A 25,766-nucleotide genomic window follows, 5' to 3' on the forward strand; every position below is an offset into this window, starting at 1 on the left:
TGTGATGAATATCGACACGGTCACAAAACCGCATGAGCGTTTGGCGGAAATCCTGACGGGCGAGATGGGCGCGGTCAACGAGTTGATCCGCACGCGCATGGCGTCAGAACACGCGCCGCGCATTCCCGAAGTCACCGCGCATCTGGTCGAGGCAGGCGGCAAACGCCTGCGCCCGATGCTGACCTTGGCGGCGGCGCGGCTGTTTGGTTATGCCGGAGATCACCACGTGCGTCTGGCCGCGACGGTCGAGTTTATTCACACCGCAACCCTGCTGCATGATGATGTGGTCGACGAAAGTGCCCAGCGGCGCGGGCGGCCTACTGCGAACCTTCTGTGGGACAACAAATCCAGCGTTCTGGTCGGTGATTACCTGTTCTCCCGCAGCTTTCAGTTGATGGTTGAGACAGGATCGCTGCGGGTCCTGGATATCCTGGCCAATGCCTCGGCCACGATTGCCGAAGGCGAAGTGCTGCAAATGACCGCCGCGACCGATCTGGGCACGACCGAGGCGATTTACCTGCAAGTTGTGCGTGGTAAGACGGCGGCGCTGTTCTCGGCCGCGACCGAGGTGGGTGGCGTAATTTCCGGCGCAACCGAGGAACAGGTCAAGGCGCTTTATGACTATGGCGACGCGCTGGGGATTGCGTTCCAGATTGCGGATGATCTGCTGGATTACCAAGGCGATAGCGCAGCCACAGGTAAGAATGTGGGCGATGATTTCCGCGAGCGTAAGCTGACCCTGCCAGTGATCAAAGCTGTGGCACAGGCCACGCCCGACGAACACGCCTTCTGGGAGCGCACCATTGGGCGCGGTCGTCAGGAAGAGGGCGATCTGGACCATGCCCTTGGCCTAATGGCCAAGTACAGTACGCTTGAAGCGACGCGAGCGGATGCCTTTGGCTGGGCGAACAAGGCCAAAGAATCGCTGGACGCCCTGCCCAACCACGAGATCCGCACGCTGTTGCGTGATTTGGCCGACTACGTGGTTTCGCGCCTCAATTAAGCTGAGTCGCGCGGCACCACCAATTGGGATGGGCTGCGCCAATCTCATAAGCGGCGAAATGCGCGTCTTTCATCGTGGGATAAAGCGCAAAACAGGTCGAACCCGACCCTGACATGCGGGCCATAAGGGCCGCTTTGGTGCCATCAAGTTCATCCAAAACGCGGGCGACTTCGGGAGCCAAGCCCGTTGTTGGCGGTTCAAGGTCGTTGCGTTGATCTCGTAACCAATCGGCGCAGGGCTCGACAGTCTCAAATTCAGGGATCTCTGCGGGCATTGGCAGGTTGTCGCGGCTTTCCAATGCCGCGAACACGCGCCCGGTGGGGACTTCGACGCAAGGGTTAACCAACAGGGCTGGCAGAGAAGGCATCGAAGCGGGTGTCAGATCGTCCCCAATGCCCCGCATCCGCATGGCCTGAGCCGCGACGCAGACCGGGATATCGGCCCCCAGCGACAAGGCCACGTCGGGCGAGACTGTCCTGCCCTGCTTTGCCGCCATCCGAAGCGTCGCCGCCGCGTCCGAGGACCCGCCCCCAATGCCGCCTCCATGCGGCAGCACCTTGTTCAGGTCGATATGCCCGGTCCAGCCCGCTGCCTGTGCGGCCTTCCAGACCAGATTGCGGTTGTCCGGGGGAACGCCATCGGCGTGTTCACCCGTCACAGCAATCGACAAATCGTTGCCGGGGGTGAACTGCAGCGTGTCACCCACATCCGCAAAGACCACCAGCGAATCCAGCAGGTGATAACCATCCGCTCGGCGGCCAGTCACATGCAGGGTCAGGTTGATCTTGGCAGGGGCAAATGCCTCAGCCTTCATTGGCGACCTTCAGCGGCTCGGCCCCTTCTTCGACAAGAACCGCGTCCAGCCCGATTTCCAGCTTGCGGCGTATGCGATCCGGGTCAGCCTCACCATCGGTGTCTTCGGGGTCGATGAAGGACAGGGCGCGTTTCCACTGGAACTCAGCTTCGCGCGCGCGGCCAACAGCCCAGTAAACATCGCCCAAATGGTCGTTGACCACCGGATCAACCGGCATCAGCTCGACCGCGCGTTCCATATGGCCCACGGCTTCGTCATAGCGGCCTAGACGGAACAGAACCCAGCCCAGGCTGTCAACGATATAGCCACTGTCCGGGCGGGCTGCCACGGCGCGTTCGATCATGTCCAGCGCCTCATCCAGCTTTTCCTGCCGCTCGACCAGCGAATAGCCCAGATAGTTCAGCACCTGCGGCTGGTCCGGGTTCAGTTCCAACGCGCGGCGGAAGTCGGCCTCGGCCTGATCCCATTGCTTGAGACGCTCATGCGAGATGCCTCGGGCGTAGTGCAGGAACCAATTGCTGCCCGCACCTTCCTCGATCAGTTCGATGGCCTTGTCATATGTCTGAACGGCCTCAGCGTAATCCTCTTGCCGCCGCTGCAAATCAGCCAATGCCACATGCACGCTGGGCAAATCCGGGCTTTGCGCGGCGAGGGATTGCAATACTTCGGCCGCGGCATCGGTTTTGCCTGCCCGGCTTAGAACCTCGGCCCGACCCAGTTCGGCGGCATGGTAGTCGCTGCTGTCAGCGGGAACCCGGCGATAAGCTTGAACCGCCAGATCATATTGCTCCAACGCATCCAACAGTTCAGCCGTCAGCAAGATCGCGTCGACATGGTCTGTGCGCAGGAACGCGGCGACCTGCGCATATAGCAGTACATAGGTTTGGGCGGCTTCGCTGCTAAGCGCGGCACCGACGGAAAAGAACACCTCGGCCATGCCATCCTGTGGGGTACGGACATGGGTAAATGGCAAGGTCTCGCCCGCGGCCAATCGCGCCTCATACCCTTCGATGGACGGATCGCTTCCGGCGGCAAACACTGTGCTGAGGAAAAGCAACGCATCTTCGTTGCGGTCCAATTGCGACAATATTTCGGTTCGGGCCAACGCGGCACGGCGGGTGAACCGCGCGACCGCATCGTTATCCGCCGAAAAGATCGCCTCGGCCCCTTCGAAGTCCCCGACTGAAGCCAGCGCCAGTGCCTTGTGGTACATCGCGAATTCGCGCAGGCCTTCCTGGGTCGAGACCCGGTCGAACTGTTCCATCGCGTTGGTCATCGCGCCCTGACCCATATGGGCCCAACCCATCATCAGACCATCGACCAGCGGCCCAACACCCTGCGTCTCCGGGTCGCGTTCCAGGAATTCGTCCAACGCGCCATCTGCGACCATATTGGCAGCGATCACCATGCGCGCCGCCTGGCTTGGCATGCCACGCTCCTCTATCGCTTCAGCGACAGGCAGGGCACGCTTGATCTCGCCCAGCGACAAGCGGGCCACGACCACGCTTTCAAGAAGTTGGTTATTTTCGGGATCAGCCTGCAGCGCTTCGGAATAATACTGCTCGGCCGCCGCGTAATCGCTTTGGAATATTGCCTGACGCCCGGCAAGATACGCCCCGGACCCCGTGTCTGCGAGTGACGGAATGGCAAAGGTAGAAGTAAACAGCACAGCCAGTGCTGCGCGACGTAAACGGGATGCCACCGAAATCCTGCCTTGCTATTGTTGACTGCCACACAAGCTAGGGCTTCGGCCGGAAAGAGGCAATGGCCACGCCTTCACGACGCCGCCATTGCCTGTTTTTTGCTTACATGTTGGGATAATTCGGCCCGTCACCGCCCTGCGGCGTGGTCCAGGTGATGTTCTGGCTGGGATCCTTGATATCGCAGGTCTTGCAGTGAACACAGTTCTGGAAGTTGATGACGAATCGCGGGCCGTTCTCATCTTCGACCATTTCGTAGACACCCGCCGGGCAGTAGCGCTGTGCCGGTTCATCGAACTTGGGCAGGTTGACGCTGACTGGGATCGCCGGGTCTGCCAGCTTCAGGTGGCAGGGTTGGCTTTCTTCGTGGTTGGTGGCCGCGAAGGAGACGTTAGTCAGACGGTCGAAAGACAGCACACCATCGGGTTTGGGATAGTCGATGGGATTGTGTTTGCTGGCGTCCTCAGTCGCCTCGGCGTCGTTCTTGCCATGGCCCACGGTACCGAACAGCGAAAAGCCCAGCGTATTGGTCCACATGTCCAGACCACCCAGCATCAGCGATGCGGTCAGGCCCCATTTCGACCAGATCGGTTTGACGTTGCGCACCTTCTTCAGGTCTGCACCGATAGCGCCGTCGCGTACGTCGGTCTCATAAGCGGTCAGTTCGTCACCCGAGCGGTCGGCTTTGATGGCGTCAAAGGCGGCCTCGGCTGCGGCCTTGCCCGACAGCATCGCGTTGTGGTTGCCCTTGATGCGCGGCACGTTGACCATGCCCGCCGAACAGCCCAGCAGCGCCACGCCCGGTGCCACCAGCTTAGGCATCGACTGATAGCCGCCCTCGGTGATCGCACGGGCACCGTAGGCCACGCGCTTGCCGCCTTTCAGCAGTTCGGCCACCATCGGGTGATGCTTGAAGCGCTGGAACTCCATGTAGGGATACAGGTGCGGGTTTTTGTAGTTCAAGTGCACCACGAAACCGACATAGACCTGATTGTTTTCCAGGTGATAAATGAACGATCCGCCACCCGCATTGCTGCCCAAGGGCCAGCCCATGGTGTGGGTCACGGTGCCTTCCTTGTGCTTGGCCGGGTCGATCTCCCAGATCTCTTTCATGCCGACGCCGTATTTCTGCGGCTCTTTCCCAGCTTGCAGGTCGTATTTGGCGATCACTTCCTTGGACAGCGAGCCACGGACGCCTTCCGACAGGAAGACGTATTTGCCGTGCAGTTCCATCCCCGGTTCGGTGTTGGGGCCATAGGAACCATCCGCTTCCAGACCGAAGACACCGGCGACCACGCCTTTGACTTCGCCATTCTCACCATAGACCAGCTCCGAGCAGGCCATGCCAGGGAAGATTTCCACGCCTAGCTCTTCGGCCTGTTCGGCCATCCAGCGACAGACATTGCCCATCGAGACGATGTAGTTACCGTGGTTGTTCATCAGCGGCGGCATGGGGAAGTTTGGGATACGTATCTGACCGGCTTCACCCAGCATATAGAAATTGTCTTCATGCACCGGCACGTTCAGCGGGGCGCCCTTTTCTTTCCAGTCCGGGATCAAGGCATCCAGGCCGCACGGGTCCAGCACCGCGCCCGACAGGATGTGCGCGCCCACTTCCGAGCCTTTCTCAAGCACCACGACGTTCAGATCGGCATCCAGTTGTTTCAGACGGATGGCCGCCGACAGGCCCGCAGGACCTGCGCCCACGATCACCACATCATATTCCATCGCTTCGCGTTCAATATCGGCCATCGTGGGCTCCTTAGCTAACTTTCCGAATTGGCGCTGTTTCAGCTTGGCTGGCGCAATTTTGTTTCACGGCTGATTACATGCTGAGAAAGACATAGGTCAATCGAAACACGGCGTAACAAGGCCGCTATTCGACACTTCAGCCCTCAGGAGTGTCCCCCATGAGGTATCTGGGGCCGCTTCCATTGGATTTTGCCCGGTCATCGGGATTGTAGAGCGCGCATTTGGGCAAGCTCAGACAGCCACAGCCGATGCAGCCATCCAGATTGTCCCGCAGCCGGGTCAACGTGTCGATTCGCTGATCCAGGTGCGCGCGCAGCCCGACGCTGATCTCTTTCCAATCCTGCGGCGTGGGAGTGCGGTTTCCAGGCAGGCCCGACAGCACCTGACGAATTTCCGGCAGGGACAGCCCGAATTGCTGGGCGATCATAACAAAACTTAACCGCCGGATATCGGCACGCTGATAGCGCCTTTGCCCGCCCGCATTGCGCCACGGTGTGATCAGCCCCTGCGCCTCATAGTAGCGAATGGCCGACACCGCCAATCCTGTGCGCCGGGCCAAAGCTCCAATTGCCAGTCCTTCGGATACCGCCATTTCAACCTCTATAAATCTCTTGACCTAAAGTTAGGTTTAGAAATTACGGTGAGTCGGGACAAGCCTCAATTCGCAAAGGAGATCCCATGATGGCGACGCTTGAACACACCAACTTTACCGTCCGCGACCCGCAGGCTTCGGCCAAGTGGATGCACGACGTCTTTGGCTGGAAAACCCGGTGGGAGGGTCCGGCTATTGCCGGAGGATACACCGTCCATGTTGGCAGCGCGCACACCTATCTGGCGCTTTATGCGCCCAGCGATCCGAAACCGTCGTCCGAAAGCAGCTATGACATCGTGGGCGGGCTGAACCATGTGGGTGTTCTGGTCGAAGATATCGACGAAACCGAGGCCAAAGTCGTCAAGGCCGGATTCACGCCAAAATCCCACGCGGATTACGAACCGGGCAAACGATTCTATTTCGACGATGACAATGGCATCGAATTCGAGGTGATCAGCTACGCCTAGGCTGTAATCCGCATCGGGGCGATTTAGCCCCCTTGCATTTTCCACGCCATTTGGGTCAGGTAATTGACGACCCATTCATTCGCCCCGGCGCCTATTTCGTGCGGCGGGGCTAATCACTTTACGCGTGGACGACAAGAATATGGAAAAAATTCCAATGACGCCTGCGGGCAATGCCGCGCTCGCAGCCGAGCTCAAAAACCTCAAATCCGTCGAGCGCCCTGCGATCATCGAGGCCATCGCCTCGGCCCGAGAGTTGGGCGATCTGAAAGAAAACGCCGAATACCACTCGGCCCGCGAAAAACAGGGCTTTATCGAAGGCCGGATCAAAGAGCTTGAAGGCATCCTGTCGCTGGCCGACGTGATCGACCCGGCAAAGCTGTCCGGTGCTGTGAAATTCGGCGCCAAGGTCACGTTGGTTGATGAAGATACCGACGAAGAAAAGACCTGGCAGATCGTGGGCGAGTATGAGGCCAATATCGAAGCGGGTCTGCTGAACATCAAATCCCCTATCGCCCGCGCGCTGATCGGCAAGGATGAAGGCGACAGCGTCGAAGTGCGTACCCCCGGCGGCGTGCGCTCGTATGAGATCTTGACTATCGAATACGCCTGACCCCGGAGCGCACGCATGTCCGACCCCACGACAGAGCAGGAAGCCGAGCAGCCAACTTCGCTGGGTATCTATGACAAGCCCGCCTTGCCTGCCCTGACCGAGATCGAGATCGCGGCCATCGCGCTCAGCGTGATCTGGCTGATCGTTTCGGTCGTGTTTCTGGTGCTGCCCGACAAGGTCGAAGGTGGCGGCTTTGTGGTGACATTGCTGGCGGTGTTCATGCCCGTTGCGATGATCTGGGTTGCAGCGACTGCGATGCGGGCCAGCCGTATCATGCGCGAGGAAAGCACGCGGCTGCAAACCTCGATCGATGCGTTGCGCAATACGTTCATCGCCCAGCAACAGCGCAGCTCCAGCGGGTATGAGCCTGCGGTCACGCAAAAGCTGGACCAGATCGCTGAGACCGCGAAGAAGACCGAAACCGCGCTGGCCACATTCTCGACCCAACGTACTGAGCCGGTGCGAGGGAAATCGCCCAACGCAAACGGGGATCAGACCACGCTGGAACTGGGTACGCAGGCCGAAGATATCGCGCCCCCGCTCAGCAATGATGTGTTTATTCGCGCACTAAATTTCCCGGAAACCCAGGAAGATACCGAAGGGTTCAACGCCCTGCGGCTGGCGCTGAAGGATCGCAAGGCGGCGCAACTGGTACAGGCGTCTCAGGATGTTCTGACCTTGCTTAGCCAGGAAGGCATCTACATGGATGACCTGCGCCCCGACATGGCGCGCCCCGAGATTTGGCGGCAATTTGCGCAAGGCGCGCGGGGCCGATCCGTGGCGGCCTTGGGCGGCATCCGGGACCGCTCCTCTCTGGCGCTGACTTCGGCCCGGATGAAGCAAGACCCGATTTTCCGGGACGCTGCACATCACTTTCTGCGCCGGTTCGACCATATGATTATCGAGTTTGAACCCGAAGCCAGCGATGCTGATCTGACCGCCTTGGGCGATACGCGCACCGCGCGGGCGTTCATGCTGTTGGGACGGGTTGCCGGGACCTTCGATTAAAGACCGAAACTACCATAGGGGATGAACCGGACGAGGTCGCCCGGTTGGATATGGCGCGCGCCATCCTCAATCTCGACCAGACCCTCTGCCCAACTCAGCCCGCTTATCCGGCCTGATCCTTCGGATGCAAAGACCTCGGCCCGTCCATCGCGCACACGGGCGCGCAGGTATTCGCGGCGGCCCGGTTTCTTGCGTTTCTCGAAAGCGGCGGGCACGTCGAATCCTTGCGGCTCCAGCCAACCCTCGCCTGCCAACAGACCCAAGGCAGGACGTGCAAAGATCAACGTGCAAACCAACGCGGCCACCGGGTTTCCCGGCAGGCCGAACACAGGCGTTCCGTCCCACATCCCAAGCGCCAGAGGCCGACCCGGTTTCAGTGCAATCCGCCATTCCTGTATCGCCCCTGCCTGCCGCAACAGGGCCGAGACATGGTCCTCATCCCCGGCAGACGCGCCGCCACTGGTCAGGATCACATCCGCTCGTTCAGCGGCTTGGTTCAGACAAGTCCGCAACGCCTCGCGGTCGTCGGGCACCCGGCCCATATCGACCGCCTCAAACCCCATGCGTTCCAACAAGGACAACAGCATCGGACGGTTGGCATCGTAAATCTGGCCCGGACCGGCGGATTCACCGGGTTCGACCAGTTCATCCCCCGTGGACAGAACCGCCACGCGCAGCACTTTGCGCACCGGAACCTCGGCCAGACCGGTGGCCGACAACAGCGCCAGATCGGCCGGGGTCAGGCGACGTCCGGCGGGCAGAACCGCGTCGCCCTCAGCCACATCCTCGCCTGCCTTGCGGGTATTTGCGCCGCGTTTCAGGGGTCCGTGAAATGCAATGTGCCCGTCCTGAACGGTCACGTCCTCTTCCAAAATGACGGTATCAACGCCCGCAGGCAGCGCTGCCCCGGTCAGCACACGCAGCGCATGGCCTGCAGGCACCAAGCCGTCAAACGGTATCCCAGCCGCCGCGCGCCCCGGATGCAGCGGCATCACTTGCGGCCCGTCAGGCGCGGCCCCGGCAAAGCCATAGCCATCCACCGCCGTATTGGGCTGCGGCGGATTCGAACGTTGGGCGATAACCTCCTGCGCCAGAATACGCCCTGTGGCCTGCGCCAAGGGCACGGTTTCCACGCCCGCAACCACGGTCAGCCGGTCGCGCAGCAAGGACAGCGCGTCCTCGACCGGGGTCCAGTTCACCCCGGCAGGCAAGGCAAAACAATCGTTGCGCAAGGGCGGAGGTGTGATGTCGGGTTTGGTCATAGCCCCACCTCTTGCAGGATGAAATCGGCAATCGCCGCCGTGTCGTTCAGGTCAAAAACCGGTTGGTCGACCTTTAGCGGCGTGTCGCTGGCCACGGCGCGGATCGTCGGGTTTCCAGGGGCCATCAGAGCGTTCCCGGCCTCGGCCCGGAAGGCCTCAATCTTGGGGTGATCCTCGCGTTTGAACCCTTCGATCAGCACCAGATCGATCGGAGACAGCCGGGCCAGCAGATCCGCCATCGAAGGCTCGGGCGCACCGCGCAGTTCTTGCATGATCGCGAGACGCTGACCCGAGGCCAGCAGCACCTCGGACGCGCCCGCCGTTCGGTGGCGATAGCTGTCGGTGCCGGGCTGATCCACATCGACGCTGTGGTGCGCATGCTTAAGGGTCGAGACAGAAAACCCCCGCCCGGTGATCTCGGCAACCAAACGCTCCATCAACCCGGTTTTGCCAGCGTTTTTCCAGCCGGTGACGCCGTAAACCCTCATGCCTGCTCCAACAGTTGTTCGGCCCGCGCCAGATCGTCGGGCGTGTTGACGTTGAAGAACGGATCGAACGGGTCGGCGGGGAACAGCGCCTCGCGCCCGTCATGCTGGTCGGTCCAGATCACCACTTTGCGCAAACCGTCCTGCAACGCCGCCCGCAGATCTTCGCGCAGCGCAACGGGCCAGAGGCCAAAGGTCGGGTGCCGGTTGACACGTTTGCCACCGCCGGATTTCAGCACCTCCTCCCCGGTTCGCGGCGTGGTCGCCAGCACCAGCGGATGAGTTTGCCCCTGTGCCGCATCGGTCAATCGCGCCACCAGATCACGGGGGAAAAACGGCGTGTCGGCGGCGGCGGTGACGATCGCGTCCGCGCCCTGCTCCGCCGCCCAGTCCAGACCAGCCAGCACCCCGGCCAAAGGGCCAGCGAAGCCGTCAATCGTATCCGGCAGGATCGGCAGGTTCAGATCGGCAAACCGGTCAGGATCACCATTTGCGTTCAGCGCTAGCCCGTCCGCCTGAGGCGCAAGCCGGTCGATCACATGCGCCATCAGGCTCTGCCCGCCGATGCGCAGCAGCCCTTTGTCGCCACCTCCCATCCGGGTCGCCAGTCCTCCGGCGAGGATAACTCCGAGGGGTTTGGTCATGTTTGGTTCTCGATCTCTGGCCATCTTTGGAATTTTTCCGGGGGAATGAATATAGAAAGCCCGACACCCAAACCCAGCAAAATGAAACACGCGTACAATGGCAGGCCGGAAAAGCTAGCCATATCATGGCTCAGACGAATGTAAGCTGGAAACAGGATAACGACCGCTACCGGCACGACAAAAAAACTGAAATAGCGACGGAACCGGTGAACCGATTTTCTGGTTTCATCTGAGACGTCAACTCCAGTTGGCAAACCGCGCAATAGAGTGCGCTGCAGGGCGACGTTCTGCTTCTTGACAGCCAGCCCCCACGTGTTCCAGCCCAATCGAAATGGAGCCCGCAGATCAAAAGCCCCGATGTATTCTCTTGCCTCCCAACCCAATCGATCCAGAGTGTTTTCGTCCAATCGAGCCATTCCCTCTACAACGGTTCTTTTGCTGCGTGAGTAGTTCCACGCGGCAAGAACGCCCAGCGGTAAGATGCTGATCAAAAGAACAAATAAGAAAATAATGTAAAGAACATCAAAGATCATCCCGCACTCTTCCTGCGATGTTTCTTATCCTCAACCGCCACGCTGGCCGGGTCGATGTCGCGCAGCAGGCGGTCCTCGCCGGAAAGGCACACGAACCGCTGGCCGCGCATTCGACCGATCAGGGTCAGGCCGACCTCGCGTGCGATCTCGACGCCCCACGCCGTAAAGCCGGATCGAGACGCCAGCACCGGGATGCCCATCATCGCCGTTTTGATCACCATCTCGGAGGTCAGACGGCCCGTCGTATAAAGGATCTTGTCCTCGGCCACCGCGCCCTCGGACAGCATCCAGCCCGCGATTTTGTCGACCGCGTTGTGACGACCCACGTCTTCCATATAGACCAGAGGGCGACTTTCGTGGCACAGCACCGTGCCGTGAATCGCCCCGGCTTCAAGGTACAATGACGGCGTGCGGTTGATCTTGGCGGCCAAATCATACAGCCACGAGGTCCGAACCTGAACCTGTGGCAGGCGCACACCCTCGAGCCCCTCCATCATATCGCCAAAGACCGTGCCCACTGCGCAGCCACTGGTGCGGGTCTTTTTCTTGAGCTTGTCCTCATAGGATGTCTCACGCGCGGTCCGCACGACCACGGTTTCCAGATCGTCGTCATAGTCAACGCGGGTGATGTCATCATCGGCCAGCAGCATCCCCTGATTGCGCAGGAAGCCCAGTGCCAGATATTCGGGATAATCACCAATTGTCATCGCCGTCACGATTTCCTGCGAGTTGAGGAAAATGGTCAGCGGGCGTTCCTCGACCACCGAGATGTGGCTGACCTCACCATTCTGGTCCACGCCCTCGACCGCGCGGGTCAGGCGGGCAGCGCCCGGATCAGGGGCAATGAGATAGTCTGACAGGTTCTGTTCGGTGGCCAATTGCAACCCTTTCCCAAGACCGCTACTGCTGCGGATAACACCATAGGATTTAGCCATGGCAGACACCACATCCAAGTCATACTTCTGGAAGGGTTTTCGCGACGGGACGCCGTTCATCTTTGTTGCGATCCCCTTTGGTACCCTGTTCGGCGTCTTTTCGACCGAAGCCGGGCTGAACGTCGTACAAACGCTGGCTTTTTCCGCCACCGTCTTTGCCGGGGCCGCCCAGTTCACCGCCTTGCAGCTTTTGCAGGACAATACACCCACTGCGATCGTGCTGGCCTCGGCTTTGGCGGTGAACTTGCGGGTTGCGATGTATTCCGCCTCGCTGACGCCGTATCTGGGGGCGGCACCGCTGTGGCAGCGGGCCTGTGCGGCTTATCTGACGGTGGACCAGACCTATGCCTGCTCGATCATGCGGTTCGAAAAAGAGCCGAACATGACCATCCCGCAACGCATGGTCTATTTCTTTGGCACCGCAACGCCGCTGACCCCGTTGTGGTTGTTGGCGACCTATCTGGGGGCGGTTCTGGGCACGCAAATTCCCGAAAGCTGGGCGCTGGACTTTGCGCTACCGATCACCTTTCTGGCCATGATCGGCCCGATGATGCGCACGCTAGCGCATGTAATCGCCGCTCTGGTTGCCATCGTGGTCGCGCTGTTGACCGTGGCTGTGCCCTTTAATCTGGGTCTGTTGATTGCTGGCACGGCGGGCATGATCGCAGGTGCGCAGGCCGAGCTGTTTCTGGAGCGTAGGAAATCATGACCCACATCGACACGACCACCATCTGGATCATCATCCTCGGGTTGGCCGTGGGCAGCTTTGCCCTGCGCTTTACTTTTATCGGCATCGTTGGCGACCGCCCAATGCCCGCATGGCTGCTGCGGCACCTGCGTTACACGGCGGTGGCTATAGTACCGGCCCTGATCGCGCCCTTGGTAGTCTGGCCCACCGCGACCGAAGGGCAGCCAGATGTCCCAAGAATGACCGCCGCTGCGGTCACGCTGGCCGTCGGGATTGTCACTAAGAACGTGGTCGCAGCCATCTTCAGCGGGGCCGCAACGCTTTACGGACTGCTCTACCTATTGGGCTGAGCTAGCCTCCAACTGGTTCAAACGCGCATTGTTGAAGGCGAGACCGGTTTGCAGATCGGCGTCGTCGTTTTCCCGGTACTCGGCGGTTTGAACACCCGGTAGCTGGGCAAATTGGTCCGACAGCTTGACGGGATAAAAGGTGGTTTCGATCTGCTCGAACCCCGGCACCTGCTGCAGCAACTGAGCCGTCGAATTGGCGCAAAACGCACCTGCAACCGGCCCTGACTGCTTGGCAAGCTGCAGGGCAATCTCGGCCTGCTGAGGGGTCACTTCGACGGTTTGGATGCGCGCATAATGCGTTTCGCGCGCATGGCTGCTGCGATAAGCGCGTTCCACGTTGGGGGTGATGCCGTACAGGACGTCGTCCTTGATCGGCACCACATCCGCCCGGAATGATCCCGCAGGGTCAAAGATCACCCTTTCACTGCCACTGATCATCAGCGACGTGTGGGCACCCGAACCCGTCCGGGTGCTGATCATCGTATAAAGGGTCAGGGTCGACGGTCCGGGATCACGATAAGATCGCGACACGATCTCGGCCTGCTCGGCTTGCGGGCGTTGCGATCCGGTGCAGCCGGCCACTGTCACTGCCAGCAGGCAGGCCATTAAAATCCTGATCACAACCGACCCCGATTCTTGAATTTAAGAGGCGAAAACCGCCAAGAAGAGGCACAGGAAGGCAATCGCAACCACGCACCAGGTGGTGGCCTTGATAAAGCCGTCAAAGGTTTTTTCCTGAACTTTGATGTCCATTTCGCCGTGCTTGTGTTCAGCCATCTGAAAGATTCCCAATTCGCGTATTTGAAATGTTGGATAATCGAAAATCCAAGGGCTGTCACCACGTCATTCGCGCGCAGGTGCAAGAGACGGAAACACCGAACATCCCGGATACCCAAACCCCCAACGCCAGGGCAGCCCCGAGCATGGCGCACCCCCAAACCGGACCGCTGCATACATCGCCTCGGCCGTGACCGAATGGGCGGTGCGAATCTGGTCGGGAGTCATATCGTAGAGAACAGCATATTCTTGGGCGTAATCGGCGCCGTGCTGCTTGACGCAGGCGCGCAGCGTGTCATCGGCAGACAGGCGCGCGGTATAGCTGTCCTCAGCAAAAAGCCCGGCCCCTGCATTGTGATATGCGCGGTCATGGGCCACGCAGCAATATTCCCACGGCGGATGCGTCTGATAAAGCGCGCGGAACTTGGGAAAGGTTTCGGCCACGAAGCGCCAGCTTGATGACAAACCGCCAGAACAGCCGTCGGTTTCAAATGGCGTCAGAGGGGAACCGGCCGCAGCTGCAATCAACGCGCGGTGGGCGGGCATTTCAAGATTGCGCAGGATGTCCTGTGCTGCCGCAGGTCCCGCCATCAATATCACAAGGATGGCTGACTTAAGGGCTTTCATCGCGCATCGTCTCAGTATCAACAGACATTCCGAAGGTGGTGGCGAACCACAGCAAAAGGCGCTCAGCCGGACCCATCTCGGCACGAACGCGCAGGACCTCATTTGCCATGGCGGGGCGGTCGGTGATTAACCCGTCCACACCCATTGAGGCCATGGCAGACATTTGCAGTGGATCGTTTACAGTCCAGACATAGATATCCTTGCCTGCCGCCTGAACGCTACGAACCAATCCCGGCGTTGCCATCGCTGCGTTAACGGCGACAAATTCACCCTCCAACCCGGACAGATCGCCGACGGCAGTCGCCGCCAGAACACCAGCGCGCCAATCTGGGCGCAGCTTTTTCATCTTTTGCACGGCGGGGTATTTCAGCGACATGGTGGCGATGTCGTCCTGCATGTCGAACTCTTCCACCAGCGCGGCGACGCGGTTTTCCAGATCGACGTCGTGGCCGTAATATTTCAACTCAATAATAACCTTGGATCTGCCTTTGGCTGCCTCCAGAACCTGTCGCAGGGTCGGGGTGCGTTCATCGGCGTATTCAGGATCGAACCAACTGCCGATGTCGATCTCGGCCACGTCTTCCATCGTGGCATCCCAAACCTTGGTGGGCACACCGGCCAGTTTCATGAAATCACTGTCATGGGCCACGATTACAACACCATCCGCCGATTCTTGCACGTCGATCTCGACCCAATCCGCGCCATCTTTGATCGCTTTTTCAACAGCAGCCATGGTGTTTTCGGGCCGCAACGCCGCCGCGCCCCGGTGTCCAATAACCTCGGCCCGGTCTGGGGCCTGAATGTTCTCAAGCAGGCCTTGCCCCAGCCATAGCCCGATCAGCACCGCTACAGCGGCCGCACCGACGGCGCCCAAAAGCGGCACACGCAGGTTGCCCGGCTCTGGGTGCGGCGGTTCCGAGGTCTTGATCTCGAAAAACCCATCCAGCAACACGGCCAGAGCGCCCAGTGCAGTTGCCGCCAGGATCAGCCCGGCCAGCGACCACAGACCCGCAACGATCAGGCTATAGATCAGTGCCAGCCGCAGATGCGCCGCTCCTTGCAACGGAACCAGATCGAACAGAAGCCCTGCAACGGTTGCGATCAAACCGGCAATGACAAGGCGCAGGACAAGCCAAATCGCCAGCTCAATTTTCAACCGCCCGCGTTTACCCTCCATCCGGTTGGCGCTGATGTTAAAGGCGCTAGCCGGAACAACCCCTTCGAACAGGACCAGATGCAGACCCAGCGCCCAGGCCGACAGCCGGCGGATCAACACCCATGCCATCGCCAACATAACCGCCCCGATCAGCCCTACCGCAATCCAGAAGGACGGAGGATGAAAGGTCAGGTAGTAGTTGATGTCATATTCCGTCAGCGTCCACCACGCGATCAGGGCCGAGACGGCCGCGAAAGGCAGAATCAACAGCAAAACCCGCAAAATAAACCGCGCGGCAAAACTAAAGAGCGCAGGCAAGCGCGACAGGATCAAACGGATCGCGGAACTGCCCGCTCGCCACGCGTCGCTTTCCCCCATCCGCAGTGATCCGGCCATGACGGAAAACACCAACACTTCAGCCAGCAGAAAGATGCTGAGAACTGCGATCGCGACCACGAAGCCGACCGGAGACAGGATGAAAGCCGCGATATCCTGATCGGTCAGGGCGGTCTGATCGGACAGCGAGACCGCCAAGTTCACCGCAATCGCCACGCCGGGCGCAATCAGGGCCACCAGCAGCAGCCGTACGGCGATGTATACCGGCACAAAAACGTGCCATCGCGCCCATGCCCCCCTGTAGGCATTTGTAACGTCAACGAAAGTCGTCATGCCGCGCCCCTCCTGAATGGTGCACTCATTCAAGGCTGCGCAAACGTGAATTGCAAGTCAGGTAATCAGCTATCTTCCAGATCAGCCGCCAGCCTGAACCCGATCCGATTGGCCGGTTTATCTTCGACCGATTTGGGTAGGGCGCGCAGCATCACGTTCAACTGACTGACGTGTTGCACCAGTTGCGTCCTCGCGCCCGTCGCATCCGATCCATAGAACGTGATCATGTCCGGATCGAAATAGCCCATCCCTTCGATCCGCATCACGCCAGCGTCGCCACCCGTAAAGCCCATGGCAACTTCGTGGTCGGCATCCAGCGTCTTTTCGAAATTCTGGATATAGAGGATCAACCGCTCGTAAGCCCATTGCGCGGGGCTTTTGGTCTCGACCGGTTTTTGCAGCGTGTTGGGCAACTCTTGTGCCCCGGATTGGGCGTCAGGATTGGCATGGACCTCGTAGCATCGGGGAAGGGCTGCGGATTCTGCCGCCTCGGCCGAGGTATCGATCTTGTCCATGGTTTTACCCTTTGCGCTGAAACTCCCACGCCCCGTCTGCGCGCCGCGTCCGGGTCACCGCTCCAATGTGATAGAGATGGTTCAGATGTGCAACTGACTCGACCAGCGCCAGCCCATATTCGCCGTTGCCGATCTCTCGTTTGAACAGGGGCGGAAAACACTCGGCAGCGGTTCTAGGCGTGTTCAGAAAATCGGTCAGACGTTCCAGCGCGCTGTGATGGTTGTTGATCAGTTGCTTCATCCGCAGCGGCAGCCCGGTAAAGGGCAGTTTGTGCCCGCCCAACGCCAGATGATCGGGTTGCGCAAGGCCCTGCAAACGCTCGCACGCGTCCAGCCATTCGGCTACCGGGTCGGCCAGCGGCTCGGTGACGTAGACCCCCAGATTGGGGCTGATCGAGCTGAGGATCTGATCGCCGGTGATCACCAGATTGTCGTCGCGGCTCCAGAAGGTGGCATGTTCGGGCGCGTGGCCATTGCCGATATGCACGTCCCAGTCGCGCCCACCCATGCGGATCACGCTGCCCTGCTTGATCCGGGTAAAGCCCAGTGGCATCGGATAGACCGTGTCGCAGAAGTTAAAGGGCCGTTCGGTCATCCGTTTGGCCAGGAAATCCGCATCCATACCGGCGCTGCGGTAATAATCCAGCGTCTCGGTCGGCCAGGTTTCCTGGACGTCCAGTTGCAGCATTCGGGAAAACAGCCAGGCAGTGCGGGTCGTGACCAGTTCGGCCCTGTGTTCGGACTGAAACCACCCGGCGTTGCCCACGTGATCAGGATGGTGATGTGTGACGACCACCCGTTTGACGGGCTTGCCAGCCAGCGGACCCGCCATCAGGTCGGTCCAGATGCGCCGGGTCTTGTTCGAGGACAGCCCCGCGTCAATCACCGTCCAGCCGTCACCGTCATCCAGCGCATAGACATTGACGTGATCCAGCGCCATAGGGAGCGGCAGGCGCATCCACAACACGCCCTCGGCAATCTCGATCGCTTCACCCGGTGCCGGGGGCTCGGGCCAAGGATAGCGGATCGTCAGCGCGGTATCTCCGTCCATCAGGCCACCATTTCATCTACGTCCATTGCGTAGATGTCGTCAGCGCCATTCTGCGCCTGCGCCAACAAACCGGCACATTCAGGCAGCAGCGCGTTGATATAATAACGCGCCAGCTTGAACCGAGGTCCATCGGCCGCAGCCAGCGCCGCCTTGAGGTGAAAATGTCCGCCCAACACGCGCGCAAACGCATGAAGATAGGGTACCGCACCGGCAAAACGGGTGTTCATATCGCTCTGCGAAACCAGCCATTCGGTGGTTTCACGCAAGCTTTCGGTCGCTTCCCAAACCGGGCCCGCAAGTTCGGGCATGGTTGCGCGGGCCTTTTCGGCGTGATCTTCGATCTCGTCCAGCAGGCGACCCGCCGCCTCGCCGCCATCCATCATCTTGCGCGCGACAAGGTCCATCGCTTGAATGCCGTTCGTGCCTTCGTAAATCGCGGTCACGCGCACATCGCGATAGAACTGCGCCGCGCCGGTTTCCTCGATAAAGCCCATGCCGCCATGCACCTGAACCCCTGTTTCCGAAACCCGCATTCCGGTTTCAGTGCCAAAGACCTTGCTGATTGGCGTCAGCAGCGCTGCGCGCGCCACCCAATCAGCATCCCCGGTGGCTGTGGCCATGTCGATGGCCGCAGCGTTGGCCAGCATGATTGCACGCGCCGCAAAAACATCGGCACGCATACCCATCAGCATCCGGCGCACATCCGCATGGTCGATGATGGTGCCCGAGGGGGTCTTGCCCTGCTTACGTTCCTGCGCATAGGCCAGTGCGTGCTGATAGGCCCCTTCGGCCGCACCCACGCCCTGCCCGCCGACGCCCAGACGAGCGTTGTTCATCATGGTGAACATCGCGGCCATACCGCCATGTTCCTTGCCCACCAGCCAACCGGTGGCCCCGTCATACTGCATTACACAGGTCGGCGAGCCGTGCAGACCCATTTTATGCTCCAAAGAAACCACTTTCAGGTCATTAGCCACGCCGGGGTTCCCATTCTCATCCGGCAGGTACTTGGGCACCAGGAACAGCGAAATCCCTTTGGTTCCGGGCACACCGTCGGGCAGACGCGCCAGCACCAGATGGCAAATGTTTTCGGCAAAATCGTTATCGCCCCACGAGATATAAATCTTTTGGCCCGAAACCGCATAGGTGCCATCACCGTTGGGCTCGGCTTTGGAGGTCAGAGCACCCACATCTGAACCGGCCTGCGGTTCGGTCAGGTTCATTGTGCCCGACCATTCACCTGCGATCATCTTGGGCAGATACAGTTCTTTCAAGCTGTCGCTGGCGTGATGTTCCAACGCCTCGATTTGGCCCTGGGTCATCAAAGGGGCAAGTTGCAGCGACAGACAGGCGGCCGACATCATCTCGTTAACAGCCGTGGTCAGGGTCATCGGCAGGCCCATACCACCATATTCCGGGTCAGCGCTCATCCCGATCCAGCCGCCTTCGGCAATTGCTTTCCAACCGTCGCCATAGCCCGGCGAGGTGCGCAGAACGCCGTTTTCCAGGCGCGCGGGCTCCAGATCGCCGGGGCGTTGTAGCGGGGCCATAACCTCTTCGCACATCTTGCCCGCTTCGGTCAGAATTGCGCTCACCACATCTTCGCTGGCTTCCGAAAACCGGTCCGTCGCCGCGATCTGATCGAACGCGACGCCGTGGCGGAACAGGAACTCATAGTCGGAAACGGGAGCGCGATAGGGCATGGCTTCACCTCGGGGCTTTCAATGGGTCTCAAACGGCAGGGTTGGAAAACCCGGCACCCGCCGTTATTCATCTGGATTTAGACGATTAGGTACCTGTCCCCATGATACAAGCAATCGAAACGCGGCGTCACCCCTCATGATCCCCAACGGAACCCTCGAACTGTCCGCCGACCCGACCGGAATTGCGCAGGCGGCGGACCTGCTGCGGCAGGGTCTGCTGGTCGCCTTCCCGACCGAGACTGTCTATGGGTTGGGTGGCGATGCTTGCAACGGTGAGGCGGTCGCAAACATCTACGCGGCCAAGGGACGGCCCAGTTTCAATCCTCTGATCGCGCATGTCGCCTCGGTTGAGGCGGCACAGCGCTTCGTGCAGTGGTCGGATCAGGGCGAAGCACTTGCGCATGCCTTCTGGCCCGGCCCGCTTACGCTGGTGCTGCCCCTGCGCGCAGATCATGGCGTGTCGTCGCTGGTCACGGCCGGGTTGGATACGTTGGCGGTGCGGGTTCCGGCCCATCCTACAGCGCGCGCCATTTTGACGGCGTTTGACGGCCCCGTGGCCGCCCCATCTGCCAACCCTTCGGGCCAGATCAGCCCAACCACCGCCGACCACGTACGCGCCGGTCTCGACGGGCGCATCGCGGCCATTTTGAAAGATGGTCCCTGTGGCGTAGGCCTGGAGTCCACAATTGTCGGGCTTGCAGGTGAGCCAACCCTGCTGCGCCCTGGCGGCGTGGCCCTGGACCAGATAGAACATGTCTTGGGCACTGAGCTTCACCACCATCAACCCGGTGGCATCTTGACGGCGCCGGGTCAGCTGCAATCGCATTACGCGCCGGATTCCCCGGTTCGCCTTGAGGCTGATCAGGCGCAGGGGGATGAGGTTTTGCTGGGTTTCGGCGCGGTGGATTGCGATCTGAATCTGTCGCCCACTGGCAATCTGACCGAGGCCGCCGCCAACCTGTTTGCCGCCCTGCACAAGCTGAACGATACCGGACGCCCGATTGCGGTGTCGCCGATCCCCTCTGTCGGGCTGGGTGTAGCCATCAATGACCGCCTGCGCCGCGCCGCCGCGCCGCGAGATAGCTGATCAGGCGCGCCCGGCGCTGGCCGACAGCGTCAGCGGATCAACACCAAGGGTCGCCAGCGCGGCCTCCCATTTGTCATCATCGGGCACGTCGAACACCAGTTTCGAGGTCGCATCCGTGGTCAGCCAGCCATTCATAGCGATCTCATCCTCAAGCTGACCCGGACCCCAGCCGGAATAACCCAACGCCAGGGTCGAATTCAGCGGCCCACGCCCCGAGGCCAGATCTTCGAGCACATCCAGCGTCGCCGTCATACTGAAATCATCCGAGATCTTCATCGAATGCAGATTGGCGTCATAATCCGCGCTGTGCAGGACAAAGCCACGCGACATCTCAACCGGACCCCCGAAATGCACCAGACGTTCGCCGACAATCGGAATACGGCAGGGGATATTTAGCTGGCTCAGCAGGGTCTTGATCCGCAGGTCTGCCGGTTTGTTGATAATCAGGCCCATCGCCCCGTCATCGCCATGGCTGCAGATAAACACCACCGAATGATCGAAACGCGGATCGCCCATGCCAGGCATCGCAATCAACAGTTTTCCGGTTAGGTCCATAAAACGACATCTCTTGCTGCGTCACCTTCAACAATGGCCCCTGCGGACGGGCATTGGCAAGGGATCACAGCAGTTTTCCGCAGATTTCATTCAGGTGACCGGAACGTGACTTGGAATCTGCGCTGCAACCGCGCATTTATATATTATGAACGCGCATATGACATTTTCAGCGGTCGCTTTGACCCTCATCCTCGGTGCGGCCGGTGCGGCCACGGCCGAGGTCAATGGCCCTGTGGCTGAACTGGACATTCTGGATGGTGGACGCACCGCCAAGGGCACCTATCTGGGCGCCGTGCGAGTGACGTTGCAGGACGGATGGAAAACCTATTGGCGCGCGCCAGGTGATGCGGGTATCCCGCCTCAGTTCGACTGGACCAGTTCGGACAATGTCGGGGATGTGTCGATCACGTGGCCCGCACCGGATATCTTTGACCAGAACGGCCTTCAATCTATCGGCTACGAAGACCAACTTGTCCTGCCGGTCGAGATCACGCCTACCAACCCGGCAAAGCCCGTGCATCTGAAAGGCACAATGGACTTGGGCATATGCAAGGATGTCTGCATTCCCGAACGGCTGGGCTTTGACCATACGCTGAACGCTGATGCCGGGCGCAACCCCACTATCGCCGCAGCGCTGGCTCAGCGCCCTTATTCGGCGAAAGAGGCACGGGTGTCCGGTGCGCATTGCAGCCTGACGCCCACTTCGGACGGCGTCAAGATCGAAGCACGCGTGACCATGCCCTCGGCCGGAGGGCAGGAGATCGCCGTGATCGAGCCCGGCGACCCAACGCTCTGGGCTTCGCAGCCCGACACTTCGCGTCAGGGCGATACGCTGGTTGCGACCTCTGAAGTCGTCAGCGCCTATGGGGCCGCTTTTGCTCTGAACCGGTCTGCAATTCGGATCACCGTTCTGGGCGAAAACCATGCCGTCGACATTCAGGGGTGCAGCGCAGGCTGACCCCGCATGACCCAAACCCCCAAAATCGGTGCGCTGGCCGTTGTCGTGCATGCCGGGCAGGTTCTGCTGGTCCAGCGTGGCAAACAGCCTGATGCCGGGCTGTGGGGGTTTCCCGGGGGTCATGTCGAATGGGGCGAAACCGTTCTGGAGGCCGCCCGGCGGGAATTGCTGGAGGAAACCTCGGTCAACGCGCGCCCGTTGCACTATCTGGACAATCTGGACCTGCTGCGCCGGGATGCCCAAGGTGCGGTTCTAAACCATTATCTGCTGGTCGGTGTGGCCTGTGAATATATCTCGGGTCAGCCTGCCGCAGGTGATGATGCGCGGGATGCGCGGTGGTTTCCGCTGGATCAGATCCAACGCGGCGACCTGCCGATGAGCGACCGCGTCCCCGACCTTCTGGCAACCGCCCTGCGCCGAGGCTAGGCCATGCGCCCCTTGAGCCGCGCATAGAGCAGGCCGGACAGCGAAATACTTATCACTAAAATCATAGCAGCCCCTGCGACAAAGGCCCCAAGCCCCATATTCAACGCCACGATTCCATCTTCGGCCCCGTAAAGACCAGTCAACATCGATATCGGTGCCCCAGTGGCCACGGGCCAGACCATGGTCAGCCCGAACCAGACCAGCAACACAAAGCCCGTTGCCGTCAGCATCGCCTGTACGACCCGATCCGGGGCACGCAGGGCGCGGCGCATGGCGGTCATCGGGCGCGACAGGTCGTTCAGAATCGCCAGCAGCGCCGGAACCAACAGCAGCACCAACAGCATCCCGAAGGCCAGCCCATAGACCAGTGTGATGACAGTCGGCTTCAGGAACTGCGCCTGTTGCGAGCCCTCATACAGCAAGGGTGTCAAACCCAGAACCGTGGTCAGCGTCGTCAGCATTACCGGTCGCAACCGGTCGGCGGTGCCTTCGATGATCGAGGGCACAAGCCCCCTGTCCTGCTGATAGGCATCAATGGTCGTAACCAGAACAATCGAGTCGTTGATGATGATCCCGGTCATTCCCAACAGACCGACAACCGTGAACATGCTCAGCGGGACATCCCAGATGTAATGCCCCCAAATGGTGCCAACCAGACCGAACGGAATGATCGCCATGACCACCAGTGGGCGCGTCCAACTGGCAAAGACCCAGGCCAGAACCAGATAGATACCGGTCAGGCACAGGATCAGACCGGTGCGCGCCTCGGTCAGGAATTCATCTTCTTGTTCGCTGAGGCCAGCCATGGTCCATTCCACCTGCCGTTCAGCGGCGATATTGGGCAGGATCTCTTCTTGCATGGCGCGCGCAATCTCGGCTGCTTGGGCCGGATCGTCTTCCGATATATCTCCGTTGACCGAGATCACCCGCAATCCATTCTCACGCCGCACGGTGGAAAAGCCAGACTTGCGCTGGACCGAGACGATATCGGCCAGCGGCACGTAAACCCCATCCGGCGTACGCATCAGCGTGCGTTCAAGAAAATCTGCGGTCAACTCGCCCTCTGGCAGTTCAACCCTGATCTCAGCGCTGCGAGGGCCATCGGGGAAGGTCGCGGCCTCGATCCCGTTTAGCCGGTCACGCAGAACACGGCCCAGTGTTTCGATGCGGAAACCCAACGCCTGCCCCTGTGCCGTCAGATCGAGGATGTATTCTTCCTTGTCATAGGCCAGATTGTCTTCCAGCGCGGACACTTCGGGGTATTTCGACAGTTCAAGTTGCAGGTCCTCGGACGCCGCCTTGAGCGTGTTCACATCCGCTCCGGAAAACTGCACGTCGATTGCATCGCCGCCCGGTCCTGACCGCCATCCCCTAAAGCTGAGCAATTCGACCTTCGGATGGCGCGGGACGTAGTCCTGAAGTTCTCCGATGAACTCAAAGCCGGAATATGGGCGCAGGTCGGCATCGATCAGTTCGATCGAAATCCCGCCCAACAGATCTGAATCCTTGCCGTCCGCCGCAGCCAGTCCGAACCCGGCGGTGCCGCCGACCTCGGCCAAAACGTATTCGATGGGGTTGCGGCCGTGGCGCTCTTCGTAGATCTGCCCCATCTCTTCGACCGCGATCTGCAACTGCCGCATCATCGCCAGCGTGTCCGTGCGGGTCGCACCCTCGACCATGATGAAATTACCGGTGACCGAGCCACGTTCGGGCGCGTTAAAGAACCGCCAGTTCACGTCGCCCTTGATGAACAGAGCCACCTGGCTGGCCAACACCATCACCATGGCAGCCACCACCACATACCGTCCGGCGACGGCCCAGGCGATCACCTTGCGGAAGACATGATCCCGCACCCAGCGGAACCCGCGATTGACCACGCGGTTGGGCAGATCGTACCAATGCTCCTTGGCCGAATGCGCGATAGCATGGGCCATGTGGTTCGGCAGGATTAAGAAGCATTCGATCAACGAGGCGATCAGCACCGCAATCACCGTGAAGGGGATATCGCGGATCAACTCGCCAAACCGACCTCCAATCGCGGTCAGGCCGAAAAAGGCAATCACCGTCGTCAACGTCGCGGCAAAGACCGGCATGGCCATCCGGCGTGCGGCGCGTTCGGCGGCGACCATGGGCGGCTCGCCTAGTCGTCGGGCACGGAAATCGGCGTGTTCGCCCACCACGATGGCGTCATCCACGACAATACCGAGCGTGATGATCAGACCAAACAGCGAGACCATGTTGATCGACAACCCGCCGATATACATGAAGGCAATCGCCGCAGACATCGCCACCGGAATCCCCGCCGCCACCCAAAAGGCGATCCGCGCGTTGAGGAATAGAAACAGCAGGCACACGACCAGTCCCAACCCGACCAGCCCGTTGTCGATCAAAATATCAAGACGGTCGGTGATGGCCTGCGCACGGGTTCGGATCAGCTCGACCGTGACACCTTCGGGCAGACTGGCCTGCATTTCGGCGACCACGTCTTCGACCGTGTGCTGAATTTCAATCGCATCCCCCAGGTTCGAGCGGTCAACCCGCACCGACATGGCCGGGTTTTCGCCGACGAAATAGCTGCGATCGCGGTTCACGCCCTCGACCCGGATCTGCGCCACATCGCCGATCAACAGCTTCGAGCCATCGTCGAAATTACGCAAAGGGATGCCCTCAATCTGCTCGGGGCTCCGTTTTTCGGTACCTGTGCGGATGCGCGCATTGGCCCCGGTCACATCGCCTGCGGGGTTTGCTGTGACCTCGGCAGCGACAGCTTGTGCAATCTCGGACAGGGTGATGTCATTGGCGATCAGTTGCGCGGTGGGCACCTCGACCACGATGCGCGGCGCAGCAAGGCCCCGGATCGTGGTCCGCGTGACGCCCACGGCAAACAGGCGGTTGATCAATTCATCGGTGAACTTTGCCAACTGATCCGGCGCGACCGGCCCTGTCACAACCAGATCGGTCACCCGATCGCGCCAAGCCCCGCGCCGAATAGTCGGCTCGTCCGCATCTTCGGGCAGGTTGGTCACGCCATCAACGGCAGTTCTGACTTCTTCGACCGCGCGCGACATATCCCAGTTAGGCTCGAACTCCAGCCGAATGCGGGCATTGCCCTCGCGCGACGTCGCATCTGTGCTGGCCACGCCCTCAACCGCCAACAGTGCCGGCTCCAGCACCTGAACAATCCCGTTATCCACGTCTTCGGGGCCCGCGCCTTCCCACGCGACATTCACGTCGACCCGTTCCAGGATCACATCGGGAAAGAACTGCGCCCGCATGTTTGGGGCAGCCGCGACGCCCAGAACCACCATGACCAGCAACAACAGGTTGGCGACGGTCCTATGGCGGGTGAAATAGCTGAGAATGCCGCTGGCCGCACCGGGGATTTCGCGCATCATCGCG

At 60.5% G+C, this 25,766-nt stretch carries 27 protein-coding genes; 9 read left to right on the plus strand and 18 right to left on the minus strand.

The window, feature by feature from the left end; translation table 11 throughout:
- Positions 1–4 precede the first annotated feature (4 nt).
- The gene (locus ACR0C5_RS08470; protein WP_480875936.1) at positions 5–1,003 is read left to right on the plus strand and encodes a polyprenyl synthetase family protein; all 999 of its coding nucleotides are present in this window, start codon (positions 5–7) and stop codon (positions 1,001–1,003) included.
- On the opposite strand, the gene ACR0C5_RS08475 is transcribed toward ACR0C5_RS08470, so the two are convergent.
- The 4 genes from ACR0C5_RS08475 to soxR form a co-directional block, all read right to left on the minus strand.
- Positions 996–1,817 (minus strand): 4-(cytidine 5'-diphospho)-2-C-methyl-D-erythritol kinase, encoded by an 822-nt coding sequence (locus ACR0C5_RS08475; protein WP_480875938.1) that lies wholly within the window; start codon positions 1,815–1,817, stop codon positions 996–998. The genes ACR0C5_RS08470 and ACR0C5_RS08475 overlap by 8 nt on opposite strands.
- Entirely contained in the window at positions 1,807–3,519 is a 1,713-nt protein-coding gene (locus tag ACR0C5_RS08480; RefSeq protein ID WP_480875940.1) for a tetratricopeptide repeat protein, read from the minus strand. Before ACR0C5_RS08480 ends, ACR0C5_RS08475 begins: the two co-directional genes overlap by 11 nt.
- Before the next feature lie 103 nt (positions 3,520–3,622).
- On the minus strand, positions 3,623–5,269 hold the full coding sequence (locus ACR0C5_RS08485; RefSeq protein ID WP_480504469.1) for an electron transfer flavoprotein-ubiquinone oxidoreductase: 1,647 nt from the start codon (positions 5,267–5,269) through the stop codon (positions 3,623–3,625).
- A gap of 136 nt (positions 5,270–5,405) precedes the next feature.
- Positions 5,406–5,861, minus strand: a complete 456-nt coding sequence (soxR, locus tag ACR0C5_RS08490) for a redox-sensitive transcriptional activator SoxR (RefSeq protein WP_480875943.1) — start codon at positions 5,859–5,861, stop codon at positions 5,406–5,408.
- An 86-nt stretch (positions 5,862–5,947) separates the two neighbouring features.
- Here soxR and ACR0C5_RS08495 point away from each other — a divergent pair, with 86 nt between their 5' ends.
- From ACR0C5_RS08495 to ACR0C5_RS08505, 3 genes are all read left to right on the plus strand, one after another.
- A complete protein-coding gene (locus ACR0C5_RS08495; RefSeq protein WP_170772609.1) occupies positions 5,948–6,328 on the plus strand; it encodes a VOC family protein in 381 nt (126 codons plus the stop codon).
- Between the two features lie 139 nt (positions 6,329–6,467).
- Positions 6,468–6,938 (plus strand): transcription elongation factor GreA, encoded by a 471-nt coding sequence (gene greA, locus ACR0C5_RS08500; protein ID WP_170772611.1) that lies wholly within the window; start codon positions 6,468–6,470, stop codon positions 6,936–6,938.
- A gap of 15 nt (positions 6,939–6,953) precedes the next feature.
- Entirely contained in the window at positions 6,954–7,946 is a 993-nt protein-coding gene (locus ACR0C5_RS08505) for a hypothetical protein (protein ID WP_170772613.1), read from the plus strand.
- On the opposite strand, the gene ACR0C5_RS08510 is transcribed toward ACR0C5_RS08505, so the two are convergent.
- From ACR0C5_RS08510 to ACR0C5_RS08530, 5 genes are read right to left on the minus strand one after another with little or no spacing between them, the layout of a single operon-like run.
- Positions 7,943–9,208 (minus strand): molybdopterin-binding protein, encoded by a 1,266-nt coding sequence (locus ACR0C5_RS08510; protein ID WP_480875946.1) that lies wholly within the window; start codon positions 9,206–9,208, stop codon positions 7,943–7,945. The genes ACR0C5_RS08505 and ACR0C5_RS08510 overlap by 4 nt on opposite strands.
- Positions 9,205–9,696, minus strand: coding sequence for a molybdopterin-guanine dinucleotide biosynthesis protein B (gene mobB / locus ACR0C5_RS08515; RefSeq protein ID WP_170772617.1), 492 nt, complete (start codon positions 9,694–9,696; stop codon positions 9,205–9,207). The genes ACR0C5_RS08510 and mobB overlap by 4 nt, the downstream gene beginning before the upstream one ends.
- Entirely contained in the window at positions 9,693–10,337 is a 645-nt protein-coding gene (gene mobA, locus ACR0C5_RS08520; protein ID WP_480875948.1) for a molybdenum cofactor guanylyltransferase MobA, read from the minus strand. The genes mobB and mobA overlap by 4 nt, the downstream gene beginning before the upstream one ends.
- On the minus strand, positions 10,334–10,870 hold the full coding sequence (locus ACR0C5_RS08525; protein WP_480875952.1) for a hypothetical protein: 537 nt from the start codon (positions 10,868–10,870) through the stop codon (positions 10,334–10,336). Before ACR0C5_RS08525 ends, mobA begins: the two co-directional genes overlap by 4 nt.
- Positions 10,867–11,754 (minus strand): formate dehydrogenase accessory sulfurtransferase FdhD, encoded by an 888-nt coding sequence (locus ACR0C5_RS08530; RefSeq protein ID WP_480876222.1) that lies wholly within the window; start codon positions 11,752–11,754, stop codon positions 10,867–10,869. The genes ACR0C5_RS08525 and ACR0C5_RS08530 overlap by 4 nt, the downstream gene beginning before the upstream one ends.
- Positions 11,755–11,803: 49 nt before the next feature.
- On the opposite strand from ACR0C5_RS08530, the gene ACR0C5_RS08535 reads away from it, so the two are divergent.
- Both ACR0C5_RS08535 and ACR0C5_RS08540 read left to right on the plus strand, forming a co-directional pair.
- Positions 11,804–12,514 carry an AzlC family ABC transporter permease gene (locus tag ACR0C5_RS08535; protein ID WP_480858290.1) on the plus strand — a complete coding sequence of 237 codons (711 nt, stop codon included), beginning with the start codon at positions 11,804–11,806 and terminating at the stop codon, positions 12,512–12,514.
- Positions 12,511–12,843 (plus strand): AzlD domain-containing protein, encoded by a 333-nt coding sequence (locus tag ACR0C5_RS08540; RefSeq protein ID WP_480875955.1) that lies wholly within the window; start codon positions 12,511–12,513, stop codon positions 12,841–12,843. Before ACR0C5_RS08535 ends, ACR0C5_RS08540 begins: the two co-directional genes overlap by 4 nt.
- Here ACR0C5_RS08540 and ACR0C5_RS08545 read toward each other — a convergent pair.
- The 7 genes from ACR0C5_RS08545 to ACR0C5_RS08575 form a co-directional block, all read right to left on the minus strand.
- Positions 12,832–13,464 (minus strand): hypothetical protein, encoded by a 633-nt coding sequence (locus ACR0C5_RS08545; protein WP_170772628.1) that lies wholly within the window; start codon positions 13,462–13,464, stop codon positions 12,832–12,834. The two genes, ACR0C5_RS08540 and ACR0C5_RS08545, sit on opposite strands and share 12 nt — an antisense overlap.
- A 21-nt stretch (positions 13,465–13,485) precedes the next feature.
- A complete protein-coding gene (locus ACR0C5_RS08550; protein WP_170772630.1) occupies positions 13,486–13,620 on the minus strand; it encodes an aa3-type cytochrome c oxidase subunit IV in 135 nt (44 codons plus the stop codon).
- Positions 13,621–13,686: 66 nt separating this feature from the next.
- Positions 13,687–14,247 carry a hypothetical protein gene (locus ACR0C5_RS08555; protein WP_480875960.1) on the minus strand — a complete coding sequence of 187 codons (561 nt, stop codon included), beginning with the start codon at positions 14,245–14,247 and terminating at the stop codon, positions 13,687–13,689.
- The gene (locus ACR0C5_RS08560; RefSeq protein WP_480875963.1) at positions 14,234–16,072 is read right to left on the minus strand and encodes a glycerophosphodiester phosphodiesterase family protein; all 1,839 of its coding nucleotides are present in this window, start codon (positions 16,070–16,072) and stop codon (positions 14,234–14,236) included. The genes ACR0C5_RS08555 and ACR0C5_RS08560 overlap by 14 nt, the downstream gene beginning before the upstream one ends.
- 65 nt (positions 16,073–16,137) lie before the next feature.
- A complete protein-coding gene (locus ACR0C5_RS08565) occupies positions 16,138–16,587 on the minus strand; it encodes a DUF6173 family protein (protein ID WP_480858283.1) in 450 nt (149 codons plus the stop codon).
- Between the two features lie 4 nt (positions 16,588–16,591).
- Complete coding sequence (locus tag ACR0C5_RS08570; RefSeq protein ID WP_480875965.1) at positions 16,592–17,638, minus strand: MBL fold metallo-hydrolase; 1,047 nt, start codon at positions 17,636–17,638, stop codon at positions 16,592–16,594.
- Positions 17,638–19,341, minus strand: coding sequence for an acyl-CoA dehydrogenase family protein (locus ACR0C5_RS08575; protein WP_170772640.1), 1,704 nt, complete (start codon positions 19,339–19,341; stop codon positions 17,638–17,640). The genes ACR0C5_RS08570 and ACR0C5_RS08575 overlap by 1 nt, the downstream gene beginning before the upstream one ends.
- Positions 19,342–19,477: 136 nt before the next feature.
- Between ACR0C5_RS08575 and ACR0C5_RS08580 the strand changes: the two genes are divergently transcribed.
- Entirely contained in the window at positions 19,478–20,428 is a 951-nt protein-coding gene (locus tag ACR0C5_RS08580; RefSeq protein ID WP_480875967.1) for an L-threonylcarbamoyladenylate synthase, read from the plus strand.
- On the opposite strand, the gene ACR0C5_RS08585 is transcribed toward ACR0C5_RS08580, so the two are convergent.
- Complete coding sequence (locus ACR0C5_RS08585; protein ID WP_480875969.1) at positions 20,429–20,983, minus strand: YqgE/AlgH family protein; 555 nt, start codon at positions 20,981–20,983, stop codon at positions 20,429–20,431.
- Positions 20,984–21,140: 157 nt separating this feature from the next.
- Here ACR0C5_RS08585 and ACR0C5_RS08590 point away from each other — a divergent pair, with 157 nt between their 5' ends.
- Together ACR0C5_RS08590 and ACR0C5_RS08595 are read left to right on the plus strand one after the other, a co-directional pair.
- Positions 21,141–21,941 (plus strand): protein-disulfide reductase DsbD domain-containing protein, encoded by an 801-nt coding sequence (locus ACR0C5_RS08590; RefSeq protein ID WP_480875970.1) that lies wholly within the window; start codon positions 21,141–21,143, stop codon positions 21,939–21,941.
- 6 nt (positions 21,942–21,947) lie between these two features.
- A complete protein-coding gene (locus tag ACR0C5_RS08595) occupies positions 21,948–22,367 on the plus strand; it encodes an NUDIX hydrolase (RefSeq protein WP_170789671.1) in 420 nt (139 codons plus the stop codon).
- Here ACR0C5_RS08595 and ACR0C5_RS08600 read toward each other — a convergent pair.
- Complete coding sequence (locus ACR0C5_RS08600; protein WP_480875972.1) at positions 22,364–25,762, minus strand: efflux RND transporter permease subunit; 3,399 nt, start codon at positions 25,760–25,762, stop codon at positions 22,364–22,366. The genes ACR0C5_RS08595 and ACR0C5_RS08600 overlap by 4 nt on opposite strands.
- Positions 25,763–25,766 lie beyond the last annotated feature (4 nt).

This window comes from Ruegeria sp. N8 (genome assembly GCF_056531325.1).

Bases quoted from the DNA above. Each gene is read 5' to 3' on its own strand.
- ACR0C5_RS08495 (WP_170772609.1), top strand. From the start codon at position 5,948: ATGATGGCGACGCTTGAACACACCAACTTTACCGTCCGCGACCCGCAG.
- ACR0C5_RS08560 (WP_480875963.1), bottom strand. From the start codon at position 16,072: ATGACGACTTTCGTTGACGTTACAAATGCCTACAGGGGGGCATGGGCG.
- ACR0C5_RS08550 (WP_170772630.1), bottom strand. From the start codon at position 13,620: ATGGCTGAACACAAGCACGGCGAAATGGACATCAAAGTTCAGGAAAAA.
- ACR0C5_RS08595 (WP_170789671.1), top strand. From the start codon at position 21,948: ATGACCCAAACCCCCAAAATCGGTGCGCTGGCCGTTGTCGTGCATGCC.
- ACR0C5_RS08475 (WP_480875938.1), bottom strand. From the start codon at position 1,817: ATGAAGGCTGAGGCATTTGCCCCTGCCAAGATCAACCTGACCCTGCAT.
- ACR0C5_RS08470 (WP_480875936.1), top strand. From the start codon at position 5: ATGAATATCGACACGGTCACAAAACCGCATGAGCGTTTGGCGGAAATC.
- greA (WP_170772611.1), top strand. From the start codon at position 6,468: ATGGAAAAAATTCCAATGACGCCTGCGGGCAATGCCGCGCTCGCAGCC.
- soxR (WP_480875943.1), bottom strand. From the start codon at position 5,861: ATGGCGGTATCCGAAGGACTGGCAATTGGAGCTTTGGCCCGGCGCACA.
- ACR0C5_RS08585 (WP_480875969.1), bottom strand. From the start codon at position 20,983: ATGGACCTAACCGGAAAACTGTTGATTGCGATGCCTGGCATGGGCGAT.
- ACR0C5_RS08570 (WP_480875965.1), bottom strand. From the start codon at position 17,638: ATGGACGGAGATACCGCGCTGACGATCCGCTATCCTTGGCCCGAGCCC.
- mobB (WP_170772617.1), bottom strand. From the start codon at position 9,696: ATGAGGGTTTACGGCGTCACCGGCTGGAAAAACGCTGGCAAAACCGGG.
- ACR0C5_RS08510 (WP_480875946.1), bottom strand. From the start codon at position 9,208: ATGACCAAACCCGACATCACACCTCCGCCCTTGCGCAACGATTGTTTT.
- ACR0C5_RS08540 (WP_480875955.1), top strand. From the start codon at position 12,511: ATGACCCACATCGACACGACCACCATCTGGATCATCATCCTCGGGTTG.
- mobA (WP_480875948.1), bottom strand. From the start codon at position 10,337: ATGACCAAACCCCTCGGAGTTATCCTCGCCGGAGGACTGGCGACCCGG.
- ACR0C5_RS08580 (WP_480875967.1), top strand. From the start codon at position 19,478: ATGATCCCCAACGGAACCCTCGAACTGTCCGCCGACCCGACCGGAATT.
- ACR0C5_RS08600 (WP_480875972.1), bottom strand. From the start codon at position 25,762: ATGATGCGCGAAATCCCCGGTGCGGCCAGCGGCATTCTCAGCTATTTC.
- ACR0C5_RS08505 (WP_170772613.1), top strand. From the start codon at position 6,954: ATGTCCGACCCCACGACAGAGCAGGAAGCCGAGCAGCCAACTTCGCTG.
- ACR0C5_RS08575 (WP_170772640.1), bottom strand. From the start codon at position 19,341: ATGCCCTATCGCGCTCCCGTTTCCGACTATGAGTTCCTGTTCCGCCAC.
- ACR0C5_RS08525 (WP_480875952.1), bottom strand. From the start codon at position 10,870: ATGATCTTTGATGTTCTTTACATTATTTTCTTATTTGTTCTTTTGATC.
- ACR0C5_RS08565 (WP_480858283.1), bottom strand. From the start codon at position 16,587: ATGGACAAGATCGATACCTCGGCCGAGGCGGCAGAATCCGCAGCCCTT.
- ACR0C5_RS08590 (WP_480875970.1), top strand. From the start codon at position 21,141: ATGACATTTTCAGCGGTCGCTTTGACCCTCATCCTCGGTGCGGCCGGT.
- ACR0C5_RS08555 (WP_480875960.1), bottom strand. From the start codon at position 14,247: ATGAAAGCCCTTAAGTCAGCCATCCTTGTGATATTGATGGCGGGACCT.
- ACR0C5_RS08485 (WP_480504469.1), bottom strand. From the start codon at position 5,269: ATGGCCGATATTGAACGCGAAGCGATGGAATATGATGTGGTGATCGTG.
- ACR0C5_RS08535 (WP_480858290.1), top strand. From the start codon at position 11,804: ATGGCAGACACCACATCCAAGTCATACTTCTGGAAGGGTTTTCGCGAC.